Below are 26,509 nucleotides of genomic sequence, written 5' to 3'. Positions count from 1 at the left end.
TATTACAGTGGTAAAACTGGCTTGTATCCATCGATTGTTCGTAGTACACGACCAATTCGTTGTGCCACCTCTGTAGGAGTAAAGCCTGGACCACAATCCTCTAGTGCTAGATCTCCAGCACGACTATGTGCATATATAGCAACATTTATAGCATGTATAAGGTTTTGTTCTTGATTTAACATAGAACCAATAATACCAGCCAATACATCACCCATGCCCCCAGTTCCCATATAGGGGTTACCTGTTGTCGTTATGTATACTCTACCAAATGGAGTCGCCAGAATCGTTGGTTGTCCTTTTAGAATAACATAGACACTATGCTCTTTCGCAAATGCACTAGCATATCCAATAGGATCTTTGTTAAGCTCTCCGATACTTTTTCCTGTAAGTGCAGAGAATTCACCTAAATGCGGTGTTAGTACAACCACTCGCTCTTCTTTACCTAATGCGTAGGAGCACTGTTTTAACACTGATAGATGACTAGCAACCGCCATGAGCCCGTCTGCATCAATTACCATGTGGCTTTCTGTAATAGATTGCATCCATTGAAGTAAATGTTTCTTATCACTATTGCTTCTGCCACCACCAGGGCCAATGACTACTGTACTATTCCCATCTAGTTGTTCTACATCACTACTACGTATCATCATTTCAGGGCGACTCAAGGACCGCAAGGCATCTAACTCATTTGTACCAGACAGTATAGTGACTTTTCCAGCTCCACTGCGTAAAGCTCCTTCGGCGCTTAATATGGGGGCTCCATAAATCCCTGGAGAGCCACCCACAATATAGACGTGACCATTGGTCCCTTTATGAGCAATAGGTGAACGAGGAACTACATGCAAAGACTCTGCATCATTCCAATAGATTTCTTGCCAACTATTACCCGATTCCCTTAAGGCATGATGGGGAAAAGGGTATCCGATACTGCCAATACTCATATGTCCTACATGTTCTCTGCCCGGATAGAAAAGCATTCCCACTTTTGGAGCTAATAACGTAATTGTTTCATCTGCCCTGAATGAAGAGACGTCAGCATTTCCTGTTAAGCCATTTACACCACTAGGAATATCGATGGCGATACATGTTCGTGTATCACTAGTAGAACGCCATGCTTTACATTGTTCAAAAATAGATGCTATTTGTTCTGGTAATACACCGTGAAAGCCTGTGCCAAACACACCATCTACCACAAGACTGACATCCTGTAATATATGGGAGGGTATTAGGTTTCCATTAGACTGCATCATCTCATCAGTCACAATAGTAATCGTATCTTCTAGAGTATGTACCACCTTCCATTGTTGTTGAAACAAAGGAGATCCTTCTTCTGGATTCCCACACACAACAACATAGGGCGTCACTTCAGGCACTTCTGTTAGCAAACGTGCTGCCACTAAGGCATCACCACCGTTATTGCCAATGCCACAAAGAAATAAAACTCCCTTAGGTCCATTTATACCTTGTATATATCTGTGTATAATCTCAAACACAGATCGTCCCGCTTGTTCCATTAAATGAGATACTGGAAGTCCTAAACTTTCGATATATTGATCTACCATGTTAACTTGCTTTGGTGTTAATAGTCGCATAGGTCTATCCTCTAATATACAATGACAGTGCTCGTAGCATATTCACGACAATGGCTAATGGAAACTTGCATCGTTTCATATCCTAAGGCTTTCATTTGTTGTCCAAAATAGCCTGTACAGGTAAGGACTGGTGCCCCCCATGCATCGTGAGTAATCTCAATATCCTGCCAAGAACCATGGCGAAACCCTGTTCCTAAGGCTTTTACACAAGCTTCTTTGGCTGCGAAGATACCTGCAAAAGATGCAGCCGCCTGTTTGTTACGTCCCCACGCATAGTTTCGTTCATAATCCGTAAATACTCGTTGTAAAAAACTATCTCGTCCAATGGCTTGTTCCATGCGATGAATTTCGATAATATCTGTGCCTACTCGAATCATATTAGCCTCGTAATTTGGCAATCATCATCGCTCTATCTTCTGCTCCGAATACAGCAGAACCAGCCACTAGTAAAGTAGCTCCTGCTTCACGCACTAGTGGGGCAGTTTCTAAGTTAATACCACCATCTACTTCTACAACAGCTTTTGTATTTCCTACGGAGTCCAACAATTCTCGAGCTTGTTTTACTTTTTTCACTGCATTATGAATGAACGATTGACCTCCAAAGCCTGGGTTGACGCTCATAATTAAAATTAAATCTAGATCTTCTGCAATATCTTCCAACAAAGATACTGGCGTAGATGGATTTAGAGAAACACCGGCTTTCATACCAGTTGCTTTGATAGCTTGAATCAAACGATGTGCATGTGGTACCGCCTCCCAATGAAAGGTGAAATATTCCACGCCTATCTTGGCATATTCTTCTACATAATCGCCCGGGTTTTCTACCATTAAATGCACATCAAAAGGCAGTTTCGTATGCGGACGCAACGCTTTTACCACAGGAGCTCCAAATGTTAGGTTTGGTACAAAATGTCCATCCATCACGTCAATATGTAATAAGTCCGCACCACCTTCTTCAATAGTACGAATATCTTCTCGTAAATTAGAAAAATCTGCCGATAACATAGATGGGGCAATTTGAATCATTTTATCGTCTCCTTTGATCTTCAAGTTCTGATTTTATAGTCAAATAGGACTGATATCGTTGCTCACTAATCTGACCACTAGCTAAGGCATCTTTTACAGAACAAATTGGTTCATGGCTATGGGAACAAGGACTAAATTTACATCCTTTATCATGGTCACCAAACTCGGGGAACGTGTGCACTAACTCTTCCACATCTATCCCAGTATGATCCAACGCCGAAAAACCTGGTGTATCCATGATAAATGAACTTTCATCTAAACTGTATAAAGAGGCATGCCGCGTCGTATGGCGTCCACGTTTAATCTTATCGCTAACTGCTCCTGTTTGAAAGGCAAAGTTCGGATCTACTGCATTGAGTAAACTACTTTTACCTACCCCAGAAGGGCCGGCAAAGGCACTGATTTTACCATGTAATACATGGCGTAACTCATCAATACCTTCACTAGTATACGTCGATGTACACAGTACAGTGTAACCGATCTTTTCATAGATGGATTTCAGTTTCACCGTGTCTTCTGTATGCAAATCGTATTTATTAATCACTAGTATGGGAGGTATATGACTATGATGAATCATCACTAATAGACGATCCAATAATAAAGGATGAATATCTGGCTCTCGTGCGGCTACTACTACAATGACTTGGTCAATATTGGCAATAGCTGGTCTACGTAATGAGTTTCTTCTCTCTTCGATAGAATCAATCCAACCGTCGTCTGTAATGCTCACCGTATCTCCTACTAAGAGAGAATATCGTTCTTTCTTTAACCGTCCTCGAACCTTACATTCATGTACATCTCCACTTGGAGTTTGCACATAAAAATAGCCATTCATATTCTTAATTACAACACCTTGTTTCATAGTCTCTCCTATAAGGATTGCTCTTGTACTAATGCATTATTTAAGTAGATTTGAACTCGTACATTACCAGAGCCAGATACACTTTTCACAATGCGGTCTCCTGGCGCATTAGTGCCATCATAGACAACACGTCCACCATCATCATCGATGACTACTAATTTCACATGTTGAGAAGCACGTCCATTCGGTACCGTCACATCTACAACACCTTTAGTAGTACCACTTTGTTTCGCATTAGATTCATCTTTTTTGCCATCTTTTGGTTGTCCCACCAAAGTAATGCTTTCATCCCGTTTCACCGAAGAACCTGGTGCTGGACTGATAGCTGTAACAACGGCAGAATCTTCATTGGATCCAGAAATCTTACTAATACTTAAGCCTAAATTTCCTAAGGCTTCTTTTGCTTCTTTAATGGTCATCCCCACAACATTCGGAATCTCTACGGTAGTCGACTTAGTTTGATTAATCGTAATATCTACAGTAGCCCCTTTGGAGGCTTTCCCTCCTGCTTGTAAGCCTTGGCTAATGACTACACCATCGTCTTTACTAGAATCACTTTCATAAGATATTTTACCAATCGATAAGCCTAAGGCTTTTAATTTTTCTCTAGCCTGATCAAAGCTCATACCTTGCAAGTCCGGTATAGTAATATTTCCAGCACCTTTGCTGACAACTAAATGCACCATACGTTGTTCTTTTACAGATTCCCCTGGTTCAGGGCTTTGTGAAATGACCTGTCCTGCTGGCACATCCGAATTAGTTACTTCTGAACTAGAGACTCGAAGATGTCGCTCTTCCAATAATCTCGTAGCTACACTTAACTGTTTACCTACCACATTCGGCACGTCCACAGTAGAGTTACTCCAGAAGTTACCAAAGTTCAAAAATGCCCATAAAAAGGCTAATAAGAAGGCAAACACGGCACCACCGATCACATATTTTTGTGGTAAACTACCTAATTTTGCCAATATACCTTCTTGTGGTTCATCCTCTTCTTCCATAACGTCTGCTTCCATAGGTGGCAACACTTGTGTAGCAAAATCATGCTGCATTGGTCGTGCTGAAGTACCACCACGATAGCCCAATGACATACGTAAGGCTTGAATCATTTCAGAAATGGATCCAAAACGTTTGCCTGGTTCTTTTTCTAGAGCCATCAATACCACTTGCTCTAACTGTGGTGGAATCATAGGGTTCTTGATTCGCGGCGCCACCACACGATCTTTCACATGTTGTAAGGCTACACTAACAGGTGTTTCCCCTCTGAAAGGAACTTCTCCCGTTAATAATTCATAAAGAACAACCCCTAATGAATAAATATCTGTGCTCACATTGATGCTCTTACCGCTAGCTTGTTCTGGGGAAATATAATGAGCTGACCCCATCACAGAGTTGGTATACATCATAGTAGTAGCAGAGTTAATAGCTCTAGCAATACCAAAATCCGTCACTTTCACACGTCCAGAATCAGTAATCAATATATTATGTGGCTTTACATCACAGTGGACAATTCCCATCATGTGGGCGTGCTCTAGCCCCTCTGCAATAGCTACTGTAATTTTTACCGCTTCTTGCACTGTCACCTGATCACCATGATGCTGAATGTATTCTTTCAACGTACATCCAGATACATATTCCATAATAATGTAATGAAAGCCTTGATCAAATCCAACATCGTACATGCTCACTACATTTGGATGATTTAGTTTCCCAGCTGCTTGTGCTTCACGTTTAAAACGAGCTACAAAATCTTGATCACTACCAAAATTTTGATGCAGAATTTTAATAGCCACAGGTCGTCCTAATAGCGTATCTTTCCCACGATATACATCGGCCATACCACCAACGCCTATCTTCTGTTGTACCTCATAGCGATGGTCAAAGACCAATCCTACTAATGCATGTCTATCCATAAGTCACCTCTTTATATACGTCCAAGTACGATTGTTACATTATCTCGTGCTCCCGCATCATACACAAGGTGCACTAAATCTTCCAAAGCTCTACTTTCATTGTTTTCTTCTGAAAGTACTTGTTCAATCTTAGATTCTTCAATATAACCAGACAAACCATCACTACATAATAGGATACGGTCATTCTGATGCACTTCAACTACGCCTGTATCTACTTCTACAGTTTCATACACTCCGATGGCTCGAGTCAACATATTTCGTTTCGGATGATGAATCACTTCATCTTCAGTAATCGTGCCTGCTTCCACTAATTGCTGTACCATAGAATGATCTTTCGTCATCCGATGTAAGCCTTCCTGTCCATATAGGTACAAGCGGCTATCTCCTACATGAGCCCAATACAGGGTATCTTCTTGTACATATGCAACAACTGCTGTAGTCCCCATACCTTCCAACTCTTTGTAGGATTGGCTCTTTTCATAGACCATACGATTTGCTTTTAGAATGGCACTCTCTAATACTTCGGTAGATATTTCAGTAGCCTCATTGACTACTTCTACAATAGTATCGACTACCATGGTACTAGCATATTCTCCACCTGTATAACCACCCATACCATCTGCTACAATTAGCAGAGGCCCTTGGGCATAAAAACGATCTTCATTACGTTGGCGAACTAATCCAGTTTTACTGATTCCTAAACTAATCATAACATCCCTTCTTTCAAAGATTGTTGATGTTGTATTTTCAACTGTCCACAAGCTGCTTGAATCTCATCACCCATTTCTTTACGAATCGTCACAGACACTCCGTAGGATTCGACAATGGACTTAAATTCTTGCATAGCTTTTAATGACGGTTTATATAAATTAATATGTTCATTTCCATTGACAGGAATTAAGTTGACATTACAATGAGGAAACTCTTTTGCAATCATACCTAGTTCATGAGCTTCCTTTTCAGAGGCATTCACATCTTGAATCAAAATATATTCAAAGGTCACACGGCGATCCGTCTGTCGATAATACTCCGCCACGGCATCTAGTACATCTTGTAACGCATAGGTGGCGCCTATAGGCATAATTTTCTTTCGACTTTCATCTGTCGTAGCATGCAAGGATAATGCCAATGTGATAGGCAAGCCCAGTTCCGCAAAACGATAAATATTCGGTACTAATCCACAAGTGGACACCGTCATACGACGATAACCTATATTAAAGCTTTCTTTTTCATGAATAAATTGCAATGCTTCCATAGTATGGTCGAAGTTTTGTAATGGCTCTCCTGATCCCATGACAACGATAGAGTGCACTTCTTCTTTAATGATGCTTTCAAAGAGTAATAACTGCCCTACAATTTCAGCTACCGTTAGATTACGAAATAAACCTTCTGTAGTAGATGCACAAAAAATACATCCCATCGCACATCCCACTTGGGAAGATAAACACACAGAGTTACCATAATGTTGCTTCATCAGTACTGTTTCTACTTGATGCCCATCAGAATATCTGAGCAATAACTTTTTTGTATTTCCATCAGAACTAGTAGATTCTCGTACCACTGTAGGAAGTGTAATCGTACAGTGTGTGCCGAGCCATTCACGCATTGTCTGTGGAAGCTGTAACATATCTTCCATAGAGAATACGTGACGTTGATAGATATAATCCATAATCTGTTTCGCTCTAAATTTCGGAAACCCTCCATCTGTCACAACTTTACTTAAAGCTGGCAATGAAAGTCCAATTAATTCTATCATGCTCTCTCCTTACGTAAACGGGCTATAAAAAATCCGTCCATATCATATACATGTGGCAATAAAGTAACCATAGGCCCTTCTGCTACAAACGGTAACAAAGGAGCCACATCTTCTAAGAGGAAATTAGGGTTTTCTTGTAGAAATCTTTCAACAACCCCTTCATTTTCCAACGTATTTATAGTACACGTAGAATATACCAAGTGCCCTCCTACTTTGACATAGGAACTAGCATTTTGCAATATTTGTTGCTGTAACATTGGCAATTCTTGTAATTGGGATTCCTCTTTTCGCCAACGCATATCTAATTTCTTCTGCAAGATTCCTAGTCCTGAACATGGTGCATCTACTAGTACCACATCAAAAGAACCTTTCCATTGTTCTTCATTTACTGTAGCATCCCCTTGCTGAGCCTGCACATTGGACACACCCATACGTTTTGCATTTGCCTGCAACAGTTCTACTTTATGTTCATGAATATCCGTAGCTACGATGGTTCCTGTATTGCCCATAAGGGTTGCCATATGCAATGTTTTGCCACCCGGTGCTGCACAGATATCTAAAATCTGCATATGTTGTTTAGGTTGTACTGCATAAGCTACAGCCATAGAGGCTTCGTCCATGAATGTCATCAATCCCTCTTGTACCCATTTTGCTTCCTGCAATTGTCCTTTGTGAGATTTGATGATAATCGCATCTGGAATCATATGACTAGGCTCTACTACCCAGTTTGCCTGTGAAAGCTCGTCTAATAAATCTTGACGACTGATTCGTAATGTATTTACTCGTGCCGTCAACAGAGGTGTTTCATTAAACCATTCACAGAGATCCACCGTTTCTTCTATTCCTCGTTGGTCCATCCATAAACGGACTAGCCAAAGAGGTTGATTATAAATATAGGAAATCCGTTCCTCTTCTGAAGTCGCTAGGGCATCTACACCAATATCTTCACGCTGTCTATCTACATTACGAAGTACTGCATTAACAAATCGGTCTGTTCCAGGTGCTACTTTTTTCGCTAGTTTTACACTTTCATTCACAGCAGCACTAGATGGTACCTTATCCATATAGAGTAATTGGTACACTCCAAGTCTAAGAATCTCTAAAACAAAAGGAGATAATTTTTTAACTGGCTTCTTGGTAAAATGAACGATAACCGCATCTAAATAGTTTTGACGTCGTACAACACCATAGACTAACTCTGTAAAGAATCTACGATCTAAATCTTCTAATCTTTCTTGTATCATATACTGAGGCAATACAATATTGGCATACTTTTTATCTCTATGTATATCTACCAAGGCTTTCATAGCTAGGCGTCGAATATTTTTATGTTCTTTCTTTTGTTTCGTTTCCATACAGTAACCTTTCTATGACAAGTCTAATGTCTTCTGTATTGACTCTCGTATTACAACAAGGACCACAAGGTCGTTCATTTAAGACACCTATTACGGGAATGGGAAACACATCTGCCATGCCACTGACTAAATCTCTTTCACAGGCAATTGCCACAATAGCTTGAGGACGAATTTCCTTGATTTTCAAACGTGCTAATGTGCCACCTGTAACGACCACAAAATGACATCCATAGGTATCTGCAATATCTAGCAAGGTTCCTACTTGGCACCCGCCACAACGCTTACAATTATGCACATCTGTAGTCACTTTATGTACGCAACTAGATAATTGTATGCAATGAGGCGTGAGCAGTAATAACCGTTTTGGTTCCACCCGATATACTTGAGTGCTCACAAGATGATTGATTAACGCAATCAAGGATTGACTCACTTCATCCTTAGTATATCCAAAGCATCTAGCTAAGACTGTTACCAACGGAAATAAGAAATATAAACCTCGATTAGATAATCGCAATAAAATCGGATGTTGTATAGGATACATGGTAACTAATGCCATATATATCCACATGGACCACCCAATCAATATGGGGAATAGTAGCGCACTCTCTCCGATAGGCCCGACAACAGGTCCCCATTGAGATAAGCTAGGATGCATCATCCAAACTATCCAACCCCATACCAGTGATATTAATAGCATTGCCACAGCCGTCACCGTTAAATACAAACGATAGGATTTATTCATCGCCAAAGCAAGCTCCTACTGCTAACTGATGACCACGAGCAAAATCACCGGCATTCATTCGCTTTTTATTTTCAGGCTGCACTTCAGTGACACGTAAGACGCCATGACCAGTAAAAATACTGAAAGACTCTTTATCTACATTTACTATAGTTCCCTCTTTTGGATATCCGCAGGCCCCTTGTAAATGCTCAGGAGCATATTTGGATGTAGGATCCACTTTCGCATGCCAGAACTTAATCCGTTTTCCCTCTAAGAATGTATAACACCCAGGGCTTGGATTGAAAGCTCTAATTTTCGCAGCTAATGTATGTGCTGGTTCTGTAAAATTAAGATACCCCATCTCTTTCGTAATTTTTCCTGTTTCAATGGCTTCTTCATGATTTTGAGTGATTCTAGTTAATGTACCTGCTTGTAAAGCATCTACGGCTGGTACAATCATTTGTGCCCCTAATTGTGCTAAGGCGGTAAAAATCGTACCAGATGTATCTTCTTCTGTCACTGGAATGCGTTCCATAAGCAGAATATCACCTGTATCTAAGCCTTCATCCATATGCATAATCGTCATACCAGTTTCTGACTCTTCATGAAGAATCGCATATTGGATAGGCGCCGCACCTCTAAACTTTGGTAATAAAGAGGCATGTAAATTAATGCACCCCAATGGAGGCTGGTGAATGAGCCAAGGAGGTAAAATCTTACCATACGCAATGACTACGACAATATCAGGAGCCAAAGTCTGTAATAATTCCTCTGCTTCCTCATTGCGCAAGGATTTCGGTTGGTATACCGGAATGTCATACTGTAACGCCAATTCCTTCGTCGGTGGCATTTGCAACTTATTGCCTCGACCTTTCGGCTTATCTGGTTGGCAAAAAACACCTACTACTGAATGGGTACTGTCAATTAAAGCCTGTAACGTAGGAACTGCTATATCTGGCGTTCCCATAAACACTATACGTAATGGATTCATTATTGTTATTCCTTTTTATGGATAAAAATCTCATTGGGATTCACTAACTTTTCCACAAATAAAATACCATTCAAATGGTCAATTTCATGTTGAAAAATACGTGCTAAAAATCCTTCTGCTTTAATTCTAATCTTTTTATTATTTCGATTGATACCATGCACTTCAATTTTATCGTATCGTTCTACATCGCCAAATAGTTCAGGTACGCTCAAGCAACCTTCCAAACCTATTTGAGAGCCTTCTTTTTTCACGATTTCTGGGTTAATTACTTCTATTAAGCCATTTCCATCATCTAAGACAATGATTCGTTTGGATACATTAACTTGCGGTGCTGCTAAGCCTACACCATCTGTTTTATACATCGTTTCCGCCATATCATCTAATAATTGACGAATCTTTTTATTTACAAACTCTACTGGTTCTGCAATTTGCTTTAATACAGGATGACCTGTTTTCATTACTTCTAAAACTGCCATATTCCCTCCTATACTGGATCCACATCTATATAGATATGGGGCAATGTAAATATATCTGAATGATACATGTATGATTTTAATTCTGATAAATCAATTCCACGAATCATAATACAAAGTCGATACATATCTCGTATCTTTGCGGCACCATTTTCATAGGGCCCTAGTATATCTATGCGCTGACCTGTACAGGCCTGACGCAACGTATTGACTAATTCTGTCGCTCTTGTTCGCACTACTGAAAGCTTTTCATCCAACAAGGTTATTTGTATCATTTCGCCGATGGGTGGATACAACAAGGCTTTTCGAGCTTCTATTTCTTCTTGATAAAAGCTAACATAATTATGGTGTGTACTATGCTGAATCGCGTAATGTTCAGGACTATAGGTTTGTACTACTACGTTTCCTAGTTTATCGCCACGGCCAGCACGGCCAGCTGCTTGTGTTAATAAATTAAACGTTCTTTCAGAGGCCGTATACACAGGAATGTGCAAGACAGAATCAGCTGTAATAATTCCTACTGCGGTAACATTTGAAAAATCATGTCCTTTTGCCACCATTTGCGTGCCCAATAAAATATCATATTGACCTGCACCAAAGGCTTCCAAAATACGCTGTGATTCACCCTTTTTAGATGTCGTATCTTGATCTAGACGAGCAATTCTAGCTTGGGGAAATCGTTTGGCTAATTCTTCTTCAACCTTTTGTGTACCTGTACCGAAAAATTTAATCTTACGGCTACCACAATGAGGGCAGATTTGAGGTACTTTTTCATGATAGTCGCAATAATGGCAACGCAAATCCTGTCCCACTTGATGATACACCATTGAGATATCACAGTGAGGGCATTGGATAGGTTTACCACAGTCTCGACACATCACAAAGGTACTATGTCCTCGACGATTCAACAAGAGAATCATTTGCTCCCGTTTCTGCAACGTTTCTTGGATTAACGTATCCAAGGCCATAGAAAATACTGAGTAATTCCCATAGAACATTTCCTCTTTCATATCCACAACATTTACCTTAGGCATTGGTTGATGAAAAATTCGATGTTCCAAAGATAATAATTGATACATGCCTTGGTTAGCTAAATAATAGGCCTCTATAGACGGTGTGGCAGAACCAAATATAATTGGACATTGATGACTTTCACTGCGCCATCTTGCCACCATACGTGCGTCATAACGAGTCATATCTTGTTGCTTATAGGATGGATCATGCTCCTCATCAACTACAATGAGACCGATATCTTCTGTTGGTGCAAACACGGCAGAACGGGCACCTATGATAATATGGCTATCCTTCCGGCGTAATCGCTCCCAATTATTGTAACGTTCTGATTTTGTTAACTGACTATGGAAGACCACAACTTCTTGTCCAAACTTTTCTACAAATCGTCTTACAATTTGCGTCGTTAAAGCAATTTCTGGAACTAAAATAATAGCAATCTTATCTTGTCGAATTGTTTCTTGCGCAGCTTTTAGATACACTTGTGTTTTTCCGCTACCCGTTACACCATGGAGCAAAAAGGATTTATTTGTATGATTAGCAATGCATTCCTGAATAGGATCATATACAGACTGCTGTGCCTCTGTCAGAGGAATGTCTATGCTACCTGCAACTTCCTCATAGCGTGTTTTCGTCATTGCATAGCGCCATTCTACATCGATATGAGAAGATTCTTTTACTTGCTTAATGACAGGCAAACTAAATCCTGCCAGTCGCAAGGCACTCACCGAAGTTGCTCCATGCTCTACTAAATATTTCGCCAACAAACGCTGCTTTTGTTTCCTCACTCCGAATAGTTCTACATGAAAGGAATCCTTAGGCACAAGCCATTCCATTTTGGGTCTGTCATAAGATTTTAATTTACTTTTATCCACAGTAAATAAGCTTAATGCCTCTGCAAAGGTGCATAGGTAATACTCACTTAGCTTACGAGCTGTACTCAGCATTTCCGATGAAAACCAAGGCGTTGGATCTAACACGGCTAATATGGGTTTAATCACAAATGGCGGATTTTCTATGTCACAATAACCTACAAGGATTCCCTCTTCTTTGGAGGCTCCTAAGGGAACTGCCACACGAGTTCCAATAGGTACGTCCCCGAATGAGTCAGGTATTTCATAGGTTAAAGGTTTATTCAATTGTTTCGCAGAACGATTGATAATAATTTCACCTAAACGCATCATAACCTCCTGACTAAACACTCTTCATTATACCACGTTTATACCTATGATTCATACTATTTCATACCCTAGTCCTACACATTTTCACGTCATGGCATTTCTTTTAAGGCGAATATATATGAGGGTACAGAAGCAAATGAGTTGGCACACTAATCCACTCCCCTTATAAGAAGTGTCTACAAGACAACCTAAACTCTCATAATTAATACTGGAATAACAAAAATAGAGGACAAAGACATACGTCTTTATCCTCTATATATGTATCACTCAAAAGCGAATGACAAATCTTTTACCGATTATAAACCAGCTTCTTTACGAAGTACTTCTGCTTTATCTGTACGTTCCCATGGAAGGTCTACATCTGTACGACCGAAATGACCATAGGCAGCTGTTTTTTTGTAATGTGGTTTCAACAAATCTAACATTTCGATGATGCCTGCTGGACGAAGGTCAAAATGTTTGCTTACTAATGCAGAGATTTTTTCTTCTTCGATTTTTGCAGTACCGAATGTTTCCACCATGATAGATACAGGTTTTGCTACACCAATTGCATAAGCTACTTGTACTTCACATTTATCAGCAAGACCAGCTGCTACGATATTTTTAGCTACGTAACGAGCTGCATATGCTGCAGAACGGTCAACTTTTGTAGGATCTTTACCAGAGAAAGCTCCGCCACCATGACGAGCCATACCGCCATACGTATCTACTATAATTTTACGACCAGTCAAACCAGCATCACCTTGTGGACCACCGATTACGAAACGACCAGTTGGGTTGATGAAATATTTAGTATTTTCATCAATGAATCCTTCTGGAAGCACTGGGTCAATCACGTATTTTTTAATATCTGCTTGGATTTGTTCCAAAGATACTTCTGGACCATGTTGTGTAGAAATAACGATAGTCTCAATACGTTTTGGCTTGCCATCAACATATTCTACTGTTACTTGTGTTTTACCATCTGGACGAAGGTAAGGCAATGTACCATCTTTACGAACTTTTGTTAATTGACGAGATAAACGATGCGCTAAGCTAATAGGCATAGGCATTAACTCTTCAGTTTCATTAGATGCGAAACCAAACATCATACCTTGGTCACCAGCACCGATTTTATCGAACGCATCACTGCCGCCTTCACGAGATTCTAATGCTTCATCTACGCCCATTGCGATATCTGCAGATTGTTCATCAATCGCTACATTAACGCCACAAGTATCCGCATCAAAGCCAAATTTTGCACGTGTATATCCGATTTCACGAATTGTATCACGAACAATATGAGGAATATCTACATACGTTTTTGTAGTAATTTCGCCTACAACATGAACTTGGCCTGTAGTTACTAATGTTTCACAGGCAACGTGTGCTGTTGGATCTTTTTCTAAAATAGCATCCAATACAGCATCTGAAATTTGGTCAGCAATTTTGTCTGGATGACCTTCTGTTACAGATTCAGAAGTGAAAAATACATGTTTTTCTGCCATGAATAAAACCTCCAATAAAAAAATTCCTCATCACAAGATGAGGAATCATATCCCCATCTTCCGATCAAAGATCGTTGGATTTAGCACCTTCTCCCCTAAGGAATGGTTGCTGTAGCTTCAAAGGGCCTCTCCCTCCACTACTCTTGATGAGACTTGTATCATACATATAATACTTAGTTTAAAACCACTACATGTCATTATAGCACACATTTATAGGTCTGCCAAGGCTTGAATAATACATTCTGCCACATCAAGTTTTGACATATTCGGTAAATTTACAATTTGATCTCCAGGATAAATAAAGGTCACTTCATTGGTATCCACATCAAATCCAGCATTGGATTTACTCACATCATTAGCCACTAACATGTCCAAATTCTTTTTGCGCACTTTTTCTTTTCCATAGGTAATGACATCTTGCGTTTCCGCAGCAAATCCAATTAATTTTTGATGTCTTTTACGGTCCCCTAAGCTTGCTAATATATCCGGATTTTTTACTAACTCTAATGTCATAGTTTCTTGTTTTTTTATTTTATTGTCCGCTACTTCAGCTACACGATAATCTGCCACAGCTGCGGCCATAATCACAGCATCTGCAGAGTCATAGTAACTATCGATTACCGCTTTCATCTCCGTAGCAGAACGAACTATGATACGTTCTACACCAATTGGCACAGAAAGATCTGTGGGCGCGGACACCAATATTGTCTTAGCTCCTGCCTGAGCCGCTTTTAGAGCCACTGCATATCCCATTTTTCCACTGGAACGATTCGTAATGTATCGAACTGGATCAATAGCTTCTTGCGTGCCACCAGCACTGACAATCACAGTTTTACCTTCTACTAATTGTGTTTTTCCTAAATGAAAGTCCACCCAGTCCATAATTTTTTGCGGTTCTGGTAAACGACCTTTTCCTTCTACCCCACATGCTAGGAGTCCACTGTCAGGTTCTAACACATGGACTCCTCTACCACGCAAGATAGTTAAATTTTCTTGCACAGTTGGATGTGCATACATATTACTATTCATAGCTGGACATACAAATACTGGAGCGGTTGTAGCTAACAATTGTGTCGATAACATATCATCTGCAATACCATGGGCCATCTTAGCAAGCATATTAGCCGTAGCTGGTGCTACTACATAGGCATCCGCCCAAGTTGCATAGGCAATATGCTCTACATTCCAATCCTGTACATTTTCAAACATTTCCACAGCCACTTTGTGTTTACTAATTTCACCAAACACAAGGGGACTCACAAATTTAGTGGCATTTCTCGTCATTACCACTTTTACTTCTGCTCCCGCTTTATATAAACGGCTTACTAACTCTACTGCTTTATAGGCTGCTATTCCTGCTGTTACACCTACTACAATATGCTTACCCTTCAAAGGTCTCACCTTCCTATAGAACTAATTCGATTAATAGACTATCTATACTTACCCTATTATACAGTATCTGACTCAGTAATACATCTTTATTTTAAACTATGAAAGTTCAAGATACTCTCTCTGCGAAAAAAGCTGTAAACAAATTAAAATATACATAATTTGTTACAGCTTTTCACATATGTATAGAATGGATGACAAATCCATCAAGTCTCGGCCTCTATAAAGGTAATGATAAATGAACGACAGTTTTCACTGATTTCTTCGTTCCATCTAATTTTTTGAACCCTAAATTAGTATATAACTCTTTTGCATTTTCCATGCTAGGTAAACTATCTAAGAGCAATGTTTTATACCCAAATTCACGGGCATCTTCCACTACTAACTTTGCCATATTTGTACCTAAAGAGCTATGCCGAAAAGCAGGACGAACGTATAAACGTTTCATAGCCGCTGTCTTACTATCTACATAACGCAACGCAACACAGCCTGCTGGCTTGTTATCAATGAAAGCAATATACAAAGCTTCACCTTCACCTTTGTACTTATCTTCCAGTCCATGAAACTCTCTTACACTAGCAGATACACCTAAGGATTGTACATACTCTACAAATAAATCTTTTACTTCATCAATATAATCGTGGCCATTACGAATTTCAAAATTCATAGTATACCTCCTCTTAGTATTATATGAAACTGATATTGTTAGTATTCGACGAAGTTATAAAAAATCCTTTTAATTTCTTTCAAAATTTTAATTATGAATTATCCCTTACTGACATAGGTACATTGTACTTTAAATCGACGGTACCTAACATAGCACTTCTAATACAGTAAAAACCACAACTGTATAGTATCTGTTGTATATACAAAAAAGACTGCAAGAAATATATTCCTTACAGTCTTAATGTACTTATTTATATAATGTTTGACGATTTTCTTGTAATGCTTCTAATGTACGTTCTAAATTAGATTCTACATATTTGAATACATCACTAGCATATTGGATAGAGCTATTCTTAAGCTCCTCAGAAGATTTATTAGCTTCTGTGATAATATGATTAGCATGCTCTTGTGCTTGTTTCACTAATTCACTTTCTTCTGTTAGTTTTTGAATATATTCTTTTGCTTGCTCAATCAATGCATCCGCTTGTTTTTGGCCTTCTGCTACAATGCGGTCACGTTCTGCCACAATACGACGAGATTCTTCTAATTCAAGAGGCAAAGATTCTGTCAACGCATCTACAATGCGCATAATCTCTTCTTCTTCAATTAACTTTTTATTTGTCATAATCATATTGTTACTAGTAACAATCAAATTTTCTAATTCTTCTAATAATTTTTCTGTTCTCATGGCGTCCTCCTATTTATATTGTACTGCTTTAAATTTATCTTCTAATGCTTGTTTCACAACAGCTGGTACTAAACCATCTAATTTACCACCGAATTTAGCTAATTCCCGTATTCCTGTAGAGCTGACAAAGGCATATTTATTATTAGTCATAATAAATACAGTTTCAATCTCATCATCTAAATATTTTGAAAATAACGCTCGTTGAAATTCATATTCAAAGTCGCTCAGCGCACGGAGACCACGAATGATAATATGACTATCTCTTGATTTTACATAATCATTCAACAATCCCGCTCCAAAATCCACTTCAACATTAGGAATATGTGACACAGATTGACGAATTAACTCAGCCCGTTCATCCAAGGTAAACAAGTACTTCTTATTCGGATTTTCTAAAATCACTACGATCAGCTTGTCCACTAATTTACTGGCACGCTCAAATATATCTATATGTCCATTTGTAACAGGATCAAAACTACCTGGACAAACTCCAATTCTCACGATATAAGCCCCTTTCTACGGTTCTCGACACAGAATGCCAACGCGAGTATACCCAAAGGATAAAGCTTTCACAAGCACCCACTTGGGCAATAATTCTAATGTTTCATTCTTATGGCGTTCTAAAATCAAAAAGCCATCTTCGGTAAGTAATTGTAACTCTTCCACTAAATCCAATGTTTTTTGGATATACCCTTTCTCATAAGGGGGATCTGAAAATATCAACTGAAACTGCTTTCCTTGTAACCGTGAAAGTGCCGATTCCATACTGCATTTCATAATTTCCAATCGGTCTTCTACCTTACAATGTTGTGCATTCTTCTTAATACACGTATCAGTACGCGTATCTACAGCAATAGCATGACTAGCCCCACGACTCAAAGATTCGATAGCTAGCGCACCTGTCCCCGAAAATAAATCTAGCACCTGAGTCTCAAAAAATCCTCTTCGACTTTGTATGACATTACAAATACTCTCACGCACACGATCTTGTGTCGGTCTTGTATCCATACCTTTCGGAGCTTGTATGGTATGCCCTTTAGCTGTCCCTGAAATAATTCTCATACGATTTACTACCTATACTTGTATATTCTACATGATTTTACTATGGGGTACAATAGATTTTTTATGAAATCTTCCTCATAGTCTATGACTCATTACAAACTTCTTGTTTTACATCACGCATCATCAACTGCATCAACACCTCAGCAGGAGGAACTTGATGATATAACACCTCATACAGAGCATTGGTGATAGGCATATCAATCTCCTTTGCTTTGGCTAAGTCATAAATGATACGAACAGCAAAAAATCCTTCCACCACCATTTGGGAATGGTTGATGATATCTTCCATAGTCTCTCCATCGGCTAACTTTTGACCTGCTCGACGATTTCGACTATGAGGACTCATACAGGTAGCAATTAAATCACCCATTCCTGAAAGTCCTGCATAAGTTTCTGCTTTTGCTCCCATGGCAACGCCAAACTTCGTCATTTCATGAAGTCCACGAGTTAGTAAAGCTGCCAATAAATTATCACCTAATTGCATACCATGGGCAATCCCTGCTGCTAAGGCGATAATATTTTTTGTGGCTCCACCTAGCTCTACGCCGATTACATCTGTATTACCGTATACTCGAAAGCTCGGTCCACCCAAGGCTTTTTGCAATGTGCAAATCGCCCCTTCATGTTGACTTGCTACCACTGTAGCAGCTGGCAAATTACGACCTACTTCTTCCGCATGGTTAGGACCCGATAAAATAGCCGTCGCTTTCACTAAACCTTGAACTTCTTCTTCAATAACCAAGGATAATCGTTTTTCACTATCTTTTTCCAACCCTTTAGAGCATCCTACGATAATCATAGATGGTTTTAAATATTGTTTCAGCTCCTGTAAAGTACTTCGCACATAGCTGGATGGCGTTACCAGTAACACCACTTCTGCATCTGCCAGGGTAGCTTCATAAGAATGTTGAAACTCTAGTGAGCTAGGCAATACAACTTCTGGCAAATAAGGATTAATACGATATTCACGCAAGTAATTTGCTTTCTCTTCCGTACGGCAATACATAGTCACCTGGTGACCTGCCTCTATCCCTTTCAGAGCTAGTGCAGTACCCCAACTACCTGATCCAATAACTGCAATTTTCATAATTACTCATCCTTTGTAATACGTTTCACAGCTAGCTCTTTTCCTTGTAAAAGACGCATAATATTTTCTCTATGACGGAATACAACGAACAATGCCGCTACAGCACCAAAGATAATATATGGCAATGGTTCAGATAAACAGTACATCACGATAGGCACCAGTGTAGCTGCTACAATGGATCCCAAGGATACATAGGAAGTAAACTTAACAATGACGGCCCATACAGCAAAGCAAATTAATGCTGCTATCGGTGATAATGCAATGAGCACACCCAATCCTGTAGCCACTCCTCTACCGCCAGAAAACCCAAGAAAAATAGACCAATTATGACCAACCATAGCACATAATCCACCGACAATCATCCATTCTGGATTCGGCGAAAACAAGAGTACACCAATGGCACCTTTTCCAGCATCACCCAAGAACACAGGTAAGGCAGCTTTCATACCTAATACTCGATAGGTATTAGTAGCGCCGATGTTTTTACTACCATATTGGCGCACATCAGTCTGAAAACAAAGTTTTCCAATAATTAAACCTGTAGGAATAGACCCTACTAAGTACGCTACCAAAACTAATACAGCAATTTCCATCGTTATCATTCTTCATCAGTTCCCTTCTTACCACGAAGTACTAATCGAATTGGAGTCCCTTCAAAGCCAAATGATTCACGAAGTCGGTTCTCCAAGAAACGCATATAGGAGAAATGGATTAATTCTGGTTCATTCACAAACAAAATGAACGTAGGCGGTTTTACGCTTGCCTGTGTCATATAGTAAATTTTAGGAATCCGTCCACCACGAGATGGCACTGGGTTCACTGTTTGTGCATCTGATAACAGTTGGTTCAATACACTCGTAGAAATACGCATATGTTGTTGCTCAGACACATATTTAATTAATTCTGCTAAGCGATGAACACGTTGTTTCGTTAAAGCTGAAGCAAACAAGATCGGAGCATAACGCAAAAATCCCATTTCATCATATATATCTTCTGTGAATCGCAATGTAGTTTTATCGTCTTTTTCAATCAAATCCCATTTATTGACAACGATGACTAAACCTTTTCCAGATTCATGAGCATAGCCAACAATTTTTTTATCTTGTTCAGTTACTCCATCGGTAGCATCTAATACTAAAACAACAATATCAGAGCGATCAATAGCACGAAGAGAACGAACAATACTATATCTTTCTACAGGTGCATCAATACGAGATTTACGTCGCATACCTGCTGTATCGATTAATACAAAATCCTGTCCATCATGACTCCAATGGGTGTCGATAGAATCACGTGTTGTACCAGCCACATCACTAACAATAACACGTTCTTGACCTAATAAGGCATTTGTTAGAGATGATTTACCCACATTAGGACGCCCAATCAAGGCTACATGGATTGTATCTTCATCTTCCTCACTAGCACTTTGTGGAGGAAAATGTTTCACTACATCATCAAGTAAATCACCTAAATTCATCAAATTTTTAGCAGAAATACCAATTGGGTCACCAATACCTAAATTATAGAACTCATAAATATTAGCCTCTTGATTTACACTATCGATTTTGTTAACTACTAAAATCACAGGCTTACCACTAGCACGCAACAAGTTGGCCACTTCTTCATCAGCAATGGTAATCCCTTGCTTACCATCTACAACAAAGAGGATTACATCCGCTTCTTCAATGGCTAATTGAGCTTGAAAACGCATCATCTTAGGGATTTCATGACTTTCCGCAGTGATGAACTCAATCCCCCCTGTGTCGATCATGGTAAATTCACGTTGTAACCACTCTGCATCGAAATAAATCCTGTCTCGTGTTACACCTGGAATATCTTCTACAATAGAAATTCGTTTATTTACAATGGCATTAAATAAGGTAGACTTCCCTACATTTGGTCTCCCTACGACCGCAACTAATGGTTTTGACATACTTTCACCTCATATTTCAACTTCCCCAAGGAAGAGTAAGAACACATAGTTTATCAACTTATATTGTATCACATAAACGAAAGCAAAAAAAGAACAGTAAGTCCATTGGACCTACTGTTCTTCTATTATGTAGAAATTATTCAGCTTCTTCTTCAGTTGCTACTGGTTCCATTAACTCAGTTAATTTTAAACCTAATTTCTTTTCGTCTTTGTTGAAAGAAATTACTTCTACTTCTACTTCTTGACCGCGGCTCAAGTAGTCTTCTACTTTTGCATTGCGTTGTTTAGTCACTTGAGAGATGTGAAGTAAACCTTGGATATCATCGTTGATAGCAACGAATGCACCGTATTGAACTGTGCGAACTACTTTACCAGTTACTACATCACCTACATGGATTGTTTCTTCTGCAACGTCCCATGGGCTTTTGGATAATGCTTTTAAAGATAAAGAGATTTTGCTGTTTTCTTCATCAAAGGATTGTAATTTAACGTCGATTTCTTGACCAACTGCTAACACGTCTTCGACGCGTTTAATTTTTTGCCAAGAGATGTCGGAAATGTGAAGTAAACCTTCGATTCCTCCGATATCAACGAATGCGCCGTAAGGCATGATTTTGCGAACAGTACCTTTGTAAGTACCGCCAACTTCTACATTTGCTAACGCTTCTTTTAATTTAGCTTGGCGTTCCACTTCAAGTACTTCACGACGGGAAAGAACCAAACGGTTTTTCTTTTCTTCAACTTCAAGTACTTTAGCTTCGAATTCTGTACCTACTAAGTTATCAAGGGATTTCACGAAGTGAATGTCACCTTGGGAAAGTGGAATGAAACCACGTAAAGACTTAACAGTTACGACTAAACCTGCAGGAATTGCATCCACACCTTTACAGATGATTGGTTCATCTTTTTCTTGTGCTTCAATAACATATTGCCAATCTTCATCTTTAGCCAAACGAGTGATAGAAAGATAAATAGGGCTATCTTCTTTGATGTGGTTAAGGATAACAGCTTTAATTTTGTCGCCTTCCTTTAATACATCTTTAGCAGAAGCTGGTGTAGGGTATGCCATTTCTTTTCTTTCTAATTGTGCTTCAGTTTTGTAGCCAAAGGATACATAGGCACGTTCGTCGTCGATTTGTACAACTTCCCCTTCAATCACATTACCTTTCTTAAATTCTTCTGCTTGCGCTTCTGATGCTGCAAATAATTCTGCAAAATTTTCCATCGTCTGAATGACCTCCTTAATTATCCAGTCTGGTGTCGATGCACCAGCCGTGACTCCTACTGTTGTGACGTCCTTCAACCACGTCATTTGTATTTCAGTAGCAGTTTCGATGTGGTATGTAGTACAACCTACATCACGACATACTTCTGCTAATCTAGTCGTGTTGCCAGAGTTCTTCCCACCTACCACGATCATAAGATCCACTTCTTTCGCCAATGCCACTGCAGAGTTTTGACGTTCTTCTGTAGCCTGACAAATGGTTTTGAAGATCTTTTGATCCTTAGATTTTTGTTCTAATATTTTTATTATACTTTGAAACTTAAATTGTGAAAAGGTAGTTTGTACTACAACCCCAATTTTTTCCACGAATTGAATATTTTTAGCGTCTTCTTCTGTTTCTACGATAATACCTTTATTACCTGCCCACAGATTAATACTCTTAACCTCAGGATGTTTCTTTTCCCCCAGGATGACTAAGGTTAATCCTTCATCCACTACAGACTTTGCATCGCGCTGTGCCTTCTGTACATGCGGGCAAGTAGCATCAATCACCGGTAAACCCCGTGTTTCTGCTTCTTCATATACTTCTGGACCAACTCCATGGGATCGAATGATAACAGTACCTTCTTCTACATCACTTAATTCATTAATGGCATATACACCATTATCCTCTAGTCGACCCACAACTTGAGGGTTATGAATAATAGGTCCCAATGTATAACTCACATCTTTTGAATCTGCAGCTTTTTCTGCCATCGTAACAGCACGCTTTACGCCGTAGCAAAAGCCACAATTTTCTGCTAATCGTATTGTAAACATAGCATTCCCCTATTTATACTTACCTGCTTTATACTCATCAATCATAGTTTGGATGGCTGTTTTTACCACATCATTTACCTCTGCAATCGCTTCTACTGTTGCTTTTGCTTTTTCTACGGCAATGGGCTTTCCAATAATAACAGCTACTTCTCCACGAATCATTTTATCACTACCCACAATCGCCACCGGTACTACTGGTACGCCTGTGCGCAATGCCATCGAAGCCACTCCATCGTGAAAGCGCCCTAGGGTGTCACCCTTTTGTCGTGTCCCTTCTGGGAAAATACCTAGCATTAAATTATCTTTCAACAAATTCATGGCATGACGAATGGCTAATTTATCCACGCCACCTCGTCGTACGGGAAAGGCTCCCAACCAAGTACAAACTAATTTAGAAATTGGATTGCTAAATAATTCTTCTTTTGCCATGAAGTTTACATGCCGTGGCAATGCAAATCCACATAAAGGAGGATCATTATTACTCTTATGATTTGGCGAAATAATAACCGGTCCTTCTTTAGGCACATTTTCTTTCCCATATACCTTTGTTCTATACCACCATCCATAGACGATGGTAAACGCAGAACGCCATAAGCATTCAGAAAATTTATCCATGATGGCCTCCTAATTCCGCTTTGCGAATTAAGTCGATAAGAGTTTGCACAGTTTCTTCTATGCTGAGATGATCAGTTTCTACAACCACTGCATCATCGACACATACAAGAGGAGATTCCTCCCGGTTCATATCCATCGCATCTCGCTCAGCTACTGTGCGACATACCTCTTCTAAAGAAATGTTCTCGGAATCTTTCAATTCCAACCAACGTCGATGACCACGAGTTTCCACAGATGCTGTTAAATAAACTTTTAATTCCGCATTAGGTAATACCACGGAACCAATATCACGACCGTCTAAAATGACACCTCCCGCAGCTGCCATCTGTCGTTGCATATCTACCAATTTGGTGCGCACTGCTTTTTGCGCTGCCACTTGTGATACATGACTAGTTACATATTGTGTGCGGATTTCCTGAGATACATCACGACCATTTACCAATACCACAAGGCCACTTTCAGTAGCTTGTAATTCCAATTGAATATGAGGTAACGCTTGTGCCACAGACTCAGTATCATCAATGGATACACCCATATCTAATAAAGCCCATGTAATACCACGATACATAGCCCCTGTATCAATATATAAATAGCCTAATTCCTTGGCCACTACTTTAGAAATACTACTTTTACCTGCACCAGCAGGACCATCAATAGCTACAGAAATTCGTCGATTCATATTAGACTCCTCCTTCTGCTGCATGAGTGGCAGCTACATAGGCTGTGGAAAATGCAACTTGCAGATTATAGCCTCCTGTGAAAGCATCCACATCCAAGACTTCTCCTGCCATATATAAACCATTCACCAATTTAGATTGCATCGTTTTTGGATCTACTTCTTTTACAGAAATGCCACCAGCTGTCACAATGGCCTCCGCTATAGGGCGAGGTTTATGTACGGTGAGTCGCATATGTTGTATAGTATCCACTAAACGCAAGCGTTCCTCTTTCGTAATATCGTGAATAGCCTTAGTTCCTTCCAATTCTGCTAATTGACATATAACTGGAATTAATTTGGATGGCAATAAACCTTTCAATACATTTACTAATTGCTTATTTTGAGATTCACTGAAATCACGTTGTACACGCTTATCTAGTACTTCTCGAGATAAGGCTGGTTTTAAATTGATTTCAATGATAATAGGAGCTACTTGTTTCTTGAGTAACTTTGTCACTGTATGCGAGGCAGATAAAATAATTGGTCCTGTCACCCCAAAATGGGCGAATAGCATTTCTCCAAATTGTTTTGCTTGGACTTTATTTTTCGCAATAATAGAGACTTCTACATTTTTTAAACTTAGCCCCATTAAGTCTTTTACCCAATGTTCTTTTGTTTCCAAAGGAATTAAGGATGGCCGAAGTTCCACAATGGAATGTCCCACAGAAGAGGCTAATTCATAGCCATCGCCAGTAGACCCAGTCAATGGATACGACATCCCCCCTGTAGCAATAATGGCTGCATCACATTCATAGGTTCCTTTATCTGTAATAACACCAGTAATAGCGCCGTCTTTTACAGTCAAATCCTTAACAACTTCTTCTAAATGAAGTTGTCCACCTAATTTGCGGTATGTGTCGATAAAAGCATTGCGTACATCTGTAGCTTTATCGGATTCTGGAAATACACGACCACCGCGCTCAACCTTAGTAGGGACACCCCAGCTATTGAGCAAATGAATCATATCTTCATTCGTCCATTGTTGGTACGCACTATATAGAAATTTACCATTTCCAGGCGTTTGCTTAATAAAATCTTCTATGGGAGCCGCATTAGTCACGTTACAACGCCCTTTACCTGTAATCCCCATTTTAAGGCCTACCATTTTCATTTTTTCAATGATGCGCACGGAGGCACCCAATTGTGCTGCACGAACACCAGCCATAAGACCTGCGGCGCCACCACCGATGACAATAATTCGTTTCATATTCACCCTTATTTGATAGTCTGTAATTGTTTCACTTCTTCTCGCGTCAATTTGCGGAATGCTCCACGTTTCAAACCTTTTAATGTCAAACCTGCATAATTAATACGTTTCAAATTATGAATGGAATACCCAAAGTATTCAAACATACGACGTACTTGACGATTACGACCTTCATGGATTGTAATTTCTACAGTGGTAAGACCTGTTTTTCCATTGAATCCATAGTCTGTAATTTCGCAAGGTGCAGTTACACCATCTTCTAGTTTGACACCTACTGCTAACTGTTCCAAATGTTCATCCAACACACGATCTTTTACTTTTACTTCGTAGGTTTTTGTCACGCCTTTTGATGGATGCGCTAAGTTTTGCGCCATAGCTCCATCATTCGTCAATAGCAATAATCCTTCTGTATGGTAATCTAATCGACCTACAGGATAAATACGAACTTTTACAGAATTAATATAGTCCATGACAGTTTTGCGTCCTTCAGGATCTGTGATGGATGTAATCACCCCTTTGGGCTTGTTGAAAATATAATATTCCAACGCCTCTGGCTCCAACAATTGTCCATCCACTTTGACACGGTCACGTGTAGGATTTACCTTAGCGCCCAATTCTTTTACATATTTACCATTCACAAGTACTTTGCCAGAGGTAATTAATTCTTCTGCTTTTCGTCGTGATGCCACACCACAACGGGCAATATATTTTTGCAAACGTTCTAGTTCCATA

26 protein-coding genes and 1 riboswitch are annotated in these 26,509 nt (G+C 39.5%); all 26 genes read right to left on the bottom strand.

Annotated elements, in window-relative coordinates; all coding sequences use genetic code 11:
- Positions 1–2 precede the first annotated feature (2 nt).
- The 26 genes from EO118_RS02355 to EO118_RS02230 all read right to left on the bottom strand — a co-directional run bounded on the left by EO118_RS02355 (position 3) and on the right by EO118_RS02230 (position 26,508).
- The gene (locus tag EO118_RS02355) at positions 3–1,592 is read right to left on the bottom strand and encodes an NAD(P)H-hydrate dehydratase (RefSeq protein WP_127068456.1); all 1,590 of its coding nucleotides are present in this window, start codon (positions 1,590–1,592) and stop codon (positions 3–5) included.
- An 11-nt stretch (positions 1,593–1,603) separates the two neighbouring features.
- Complete coding sequence (gene acpS / locus EO118_RS02350; RefSeq protein WP_164723847.1) at positions 1,604–1,966, bottom strand: holo-ACP synthase; 363 nt, start codon at positions 1,964–1,966, stop codon at positions 1,604–1,606.
- Positions 1,967–1,970: 4 nt separating this feature from the next.
- Positions 1,971–2,618, bottom strand: coding sequence for a ribulose-phosphate 3-epimerase (rpe, locus tag EO118_RS02345; RefSeq protein ID WP_127068454.1), 648 nt, complete (start codon positions 2,616–2,618; stop codon positions 1,971–1,973).
- A 1-nt stretch (position 2,619) separates the two neighbouring features.
- Positions 2,620–3,480 carry a ribosome small subunit-dependent GTPase A gene (gene rsgA / locus EO118_RS02340; protein ID WP_127068453.1) on the bottom strand — a complete coding sequence of 287 codons (861 nt, stop codon included), beginning with the start codon at positions 3,478–3,480 and terminating at the stop codon, positions 2,620–2,622.
- An 8-nt stretch (positions 3,481–3,488) separates the two neighbouring features.
- The gene (gene pknB, locus EO118_RS02335; protein ID WP_127068452.1) at positions 3,489–5,393 is read right to left on the bottom strand and encodes a Stk1 family PASTA domain-containing Ser/Thr kinase; all 1,905 of its coding nucleotides are present in this window, start codon (positions 5,391–5,393) and stop codon (positions 3,489–3,491) included.
- An 11-nt stretch (positions 5,394–5,404) separates the two neighbouring features.
- Positions 5,405–6,103: a Stp1/IreP family PP2C-type Ser/Thr phosphatase gene (locus EO118_RS02330; protein WP_127068451.1), complete on the bottom strand. Its 699-nt coding sequence runs from the start codon at positions 6,101–6,103 to the stop codon at positions 5,405–5,407.
- Complete coding sequence (gene rlmN, locus EO118_RS02325; protein WP_127068450.1) at positions 6,100–7,149, bottom strand: 23S rRNA (adenine(2503)-C(2))-methyltransferase RlmN; 1,050 nt, start codon at positions 7,147–7,149, stop codon at positions 6,100–6,102. Before rlmN ends, EO118_RS02330 begins: the two co-directional genes overlap by 4 nt.
- On the bottom strand, positions 7,146–8,504 hold the full coding sequence (gene rsmB, locus EO118_RS02320; RefSeq protein ID WP_127068449.1) for a 16S rRNA (cytosine(967)-C(5))-methyltransferase RsmB: 1,359 nt from the start codon (positions 8,502–8,504) through the stop codon (positions 7,146–7,148). Before rsmB ends, rlmN begins: the two co-directional genes overlap by 4 nt.
- The gene (locus tag EO118_RS02315) at positions 8,476–9,246 is read right to left on the bottom strand and encodes a DUF116 domain-containing protein (RefSeq protein ID WP_127068569.1); all 771 of its coding nucleotides are present in this window, start codon (positions 9,244–9,246) and stop codon (positions 8,476–8,478) included. Before EO118_RS02315 ends, rsmB begins: the two co-directional genes overlap by 29 nt.
- Positions 9,239–10,216, bottom strand: coding sequence for a methionyl-tRNA formyltransferase (fmt, locus tag EO118_RS02310; protein ID WP_127068448.1), 978 nt, complete (start codon positions 10,214–10,216; stop codon positions 9,239–9,241). The genes EO118_RS02315 and fmt overlap by 8 nt, the downstream gene beginning before the upstream one ends.
- Before the next feature lie 5 nt (positions 10,217–10,221).
- Entirely contained in the window at positions 10,222–10,692 is a 471-nt protein-coding gene (def, locus tag EO118_RS02305; protein ID WP_127068447.1) for a peptide deformylase, read from the bottom strand.
- Between the two features lie 8 nt (positions 10,693–10,700).
- Positions 10,701–12,881 carry a primosomal protein N' gene (gene priA, locus EO118_RS02300; RefSeq protein ID WP_127068568.1) on the bottom strand — a complete coding sequence of 727 codons (2,181 nt, stop codon included), beginning with the start codon at positions 12,879–12,881 and terminating at the stop codon, positions 10,701–10,703.
- A gap of 296 nt (positions 12,882–13,177) precedes the next feature.
- Positions 13,178–14,368, bottom strand: a complete 1,191-nt coding sequence (gene metK, locus EO118_RS02295; protein WP_127068446.1) for a methionine adenosyltransferase — start codon at positions 14,366–14,368, stop codon at positions 13,178–13,180.
- Between the two features lie 50 nt (positions 14,369–14,418).
- A riboswitch (SAM riboswitch) is annotated at positions 14,419–14,521 on the bottom strand.
- Positions 14,522–14,578: 57 nt separating this feature from the next.
- The gene (gene coaBC, locus EO118_RS02290) at positions 14,579–15,760 is read right to left on the bottom strand and encodes a bifunctional phosphopantothenoylcysteine decarboxylase/phosphopantothenate--cysteine ligase CoaBC (RefSeq protein ID WP_127068445.1); all 1,182 of its coding nucleotides are present in this window, start codon (positions 15,758–15,760) and stop codon (positions 14,579–14,581) included.
- A 217-nt stretch (positions 15,761–15,977) separates the two neighbouring features.
- A complete protein-coding gene (locus EO118_RS02285; RefSeq protein ID WP_127068444.1) occupies positions 15,978–16,424 on the bottom strand; it encodes a GNAT family N-acetyltransferase in 447 nt (148 codons plus the stop codon).
- A gap of 246 nt (positions 16,425–16,670) precedes the next feature.
- A complete protein-coding gene (locus tag EO118_RS02280; protein WP_127068443.1) occupies positions 16,671–17,111 on the bottom strand; it encodes an ATPase in 441 nt (146 codons plus the stop codon).
- Positions 17,112–17,120: 9 nt separating this feature from the next.
- Entirely contained in the window at positions 17,121–17,612 is a 492-nt protein-coding gene (coaD, locus tag EO118_RS02275) for a pantetheine-phosphate adenylyltransferase (protein ID WP_127068442.1), read from the bottom strand.
- A gap of 15 nt (positions 17,613–17,627) precedes the next feature.
- Complete coding sequence (rsmD, locus tag EO118_RS02270; protein ID WP_127068441.1) at positions 17,628–18,173, bottom strand: 16S rRNA (guanine(966)-N(2))-methyltransferase RsmD; 546 nt, start codon at positions 18,171–18,173, stop codon at positions 17,628–17,630.
- Between the two features lie 82 nt (positions 18,174–18,255).
- Positions 18,256–19,260, bottom strand: a complete 1,005-nt coding sequence (locus tag EO118_RS02265) for an NAD(P)H-dependent glycerol-3-phosphate dehydrogenase (RefSeq protein WP_127068440.1) — start codon at positions 19,258–19,260, stop codon at positions 18,256–18,258.
- Between the two features lie 2 nt (positions 19,261–19,262).
- A complete protein-coding gene (gene plsY, locus EO118_RS02260; RefSeq protein WP_127068567.1) occupies positions 19,263–19,853 on the bottom strand; it encodes a glycerol-3-phosphate 1-O-acyltransferase PlsY in 591 nt (196 codons plus the stop codon).
- Positions 19,854–19,858: 5 nt separating this feature from the next.
- Positions 19,859–21,193 carry a ribosome biogenesis GTPase Der gene (gene der, locus EO118_RS02255; protein WP_127068439.1) on the bottom strand — a complete coding sequence of 445 codons (1,335 nt, stop codon included), beginning with the start codon at positions 21,191–21,193 and terminating at the stop codon, positions 19,859–19,861.
- Between the two features lie 136 nt (positions 21,194–21,329).
- Complete coding sequence (locus tag EO118_RS02250; RefSeq protein ID WP_127068438.1) at positions 21,330–23,237, bottom strand: bifunctional 4-hydroxy-3-methylbut-2-enyl diphosphate reductase/30S ribosomal protein S1; 1,908 nt, start codon at positions 23,235–23,237, stop codon at positions 21,330–21,332.
- A 9-nt stretch (positions 23,238–23,246) separates the two neighbouring features.
- Positions 23,247–23,852: a 1-acyl-sn-glycerol-3-phosphate acyltransferase gene (locus EO118_RS02245; RefSeq protein ID WP_127068437.1), complete on the bottom strand. Its 606-nt coding sequence runs from the start codon at positions 23,850–23,852 to the stop codon at positions 23,247–23,249.
- Positions 23,845–24,531, bottom strand: coding sequence for a (d)CMP kinase (cmk, locus tag EO118_RS02240; RefSeq protein ID WP_127068436.1), 687 nt, complete (start codon positions 24,529–24,531; stop codon positions 23,845–23,847). The genes EO118_RS02245 and cmk overlap by 8 nt, the downstream gene beginning before the upstream one ends.
- Position 24,532: 1 nt before the next feature.
- A complete protein-coding gene (locus EO118_RS02235; protein ID WP_127068435.1) occupies positions 24,533–25,777 on the bottom strand; it encodes an NAD(P)/FAD-dependent oxidoreductase in 1,245 nt (414 codons plus the stop codon).
- Between the two features lie 8 nt (positions 25,778–25,785).
- Positions 25,786–26,508: a pseudouridine synthase gene (locus tag EO118_RS02230; protein ID WP_127068434.1), complete on the bottom strand. Its 723-nt coding sequence runs from the start codon at positions 26,506–26,508 to the stop codon at positions 25,786–25,788.
- Position 26,509 lies beyond the last annotated feature (1 nt).

This window comes from Veillonella sp. 3891 (assembly GCF_003992315.1).
GTDB lineage: Bacteria > Bacillota > Negativicutes > Veillonellales > Veillonellaceae > F0422.
This window is presented reverse-complemented; position numbering and strand designations above follow the sequence as displayed.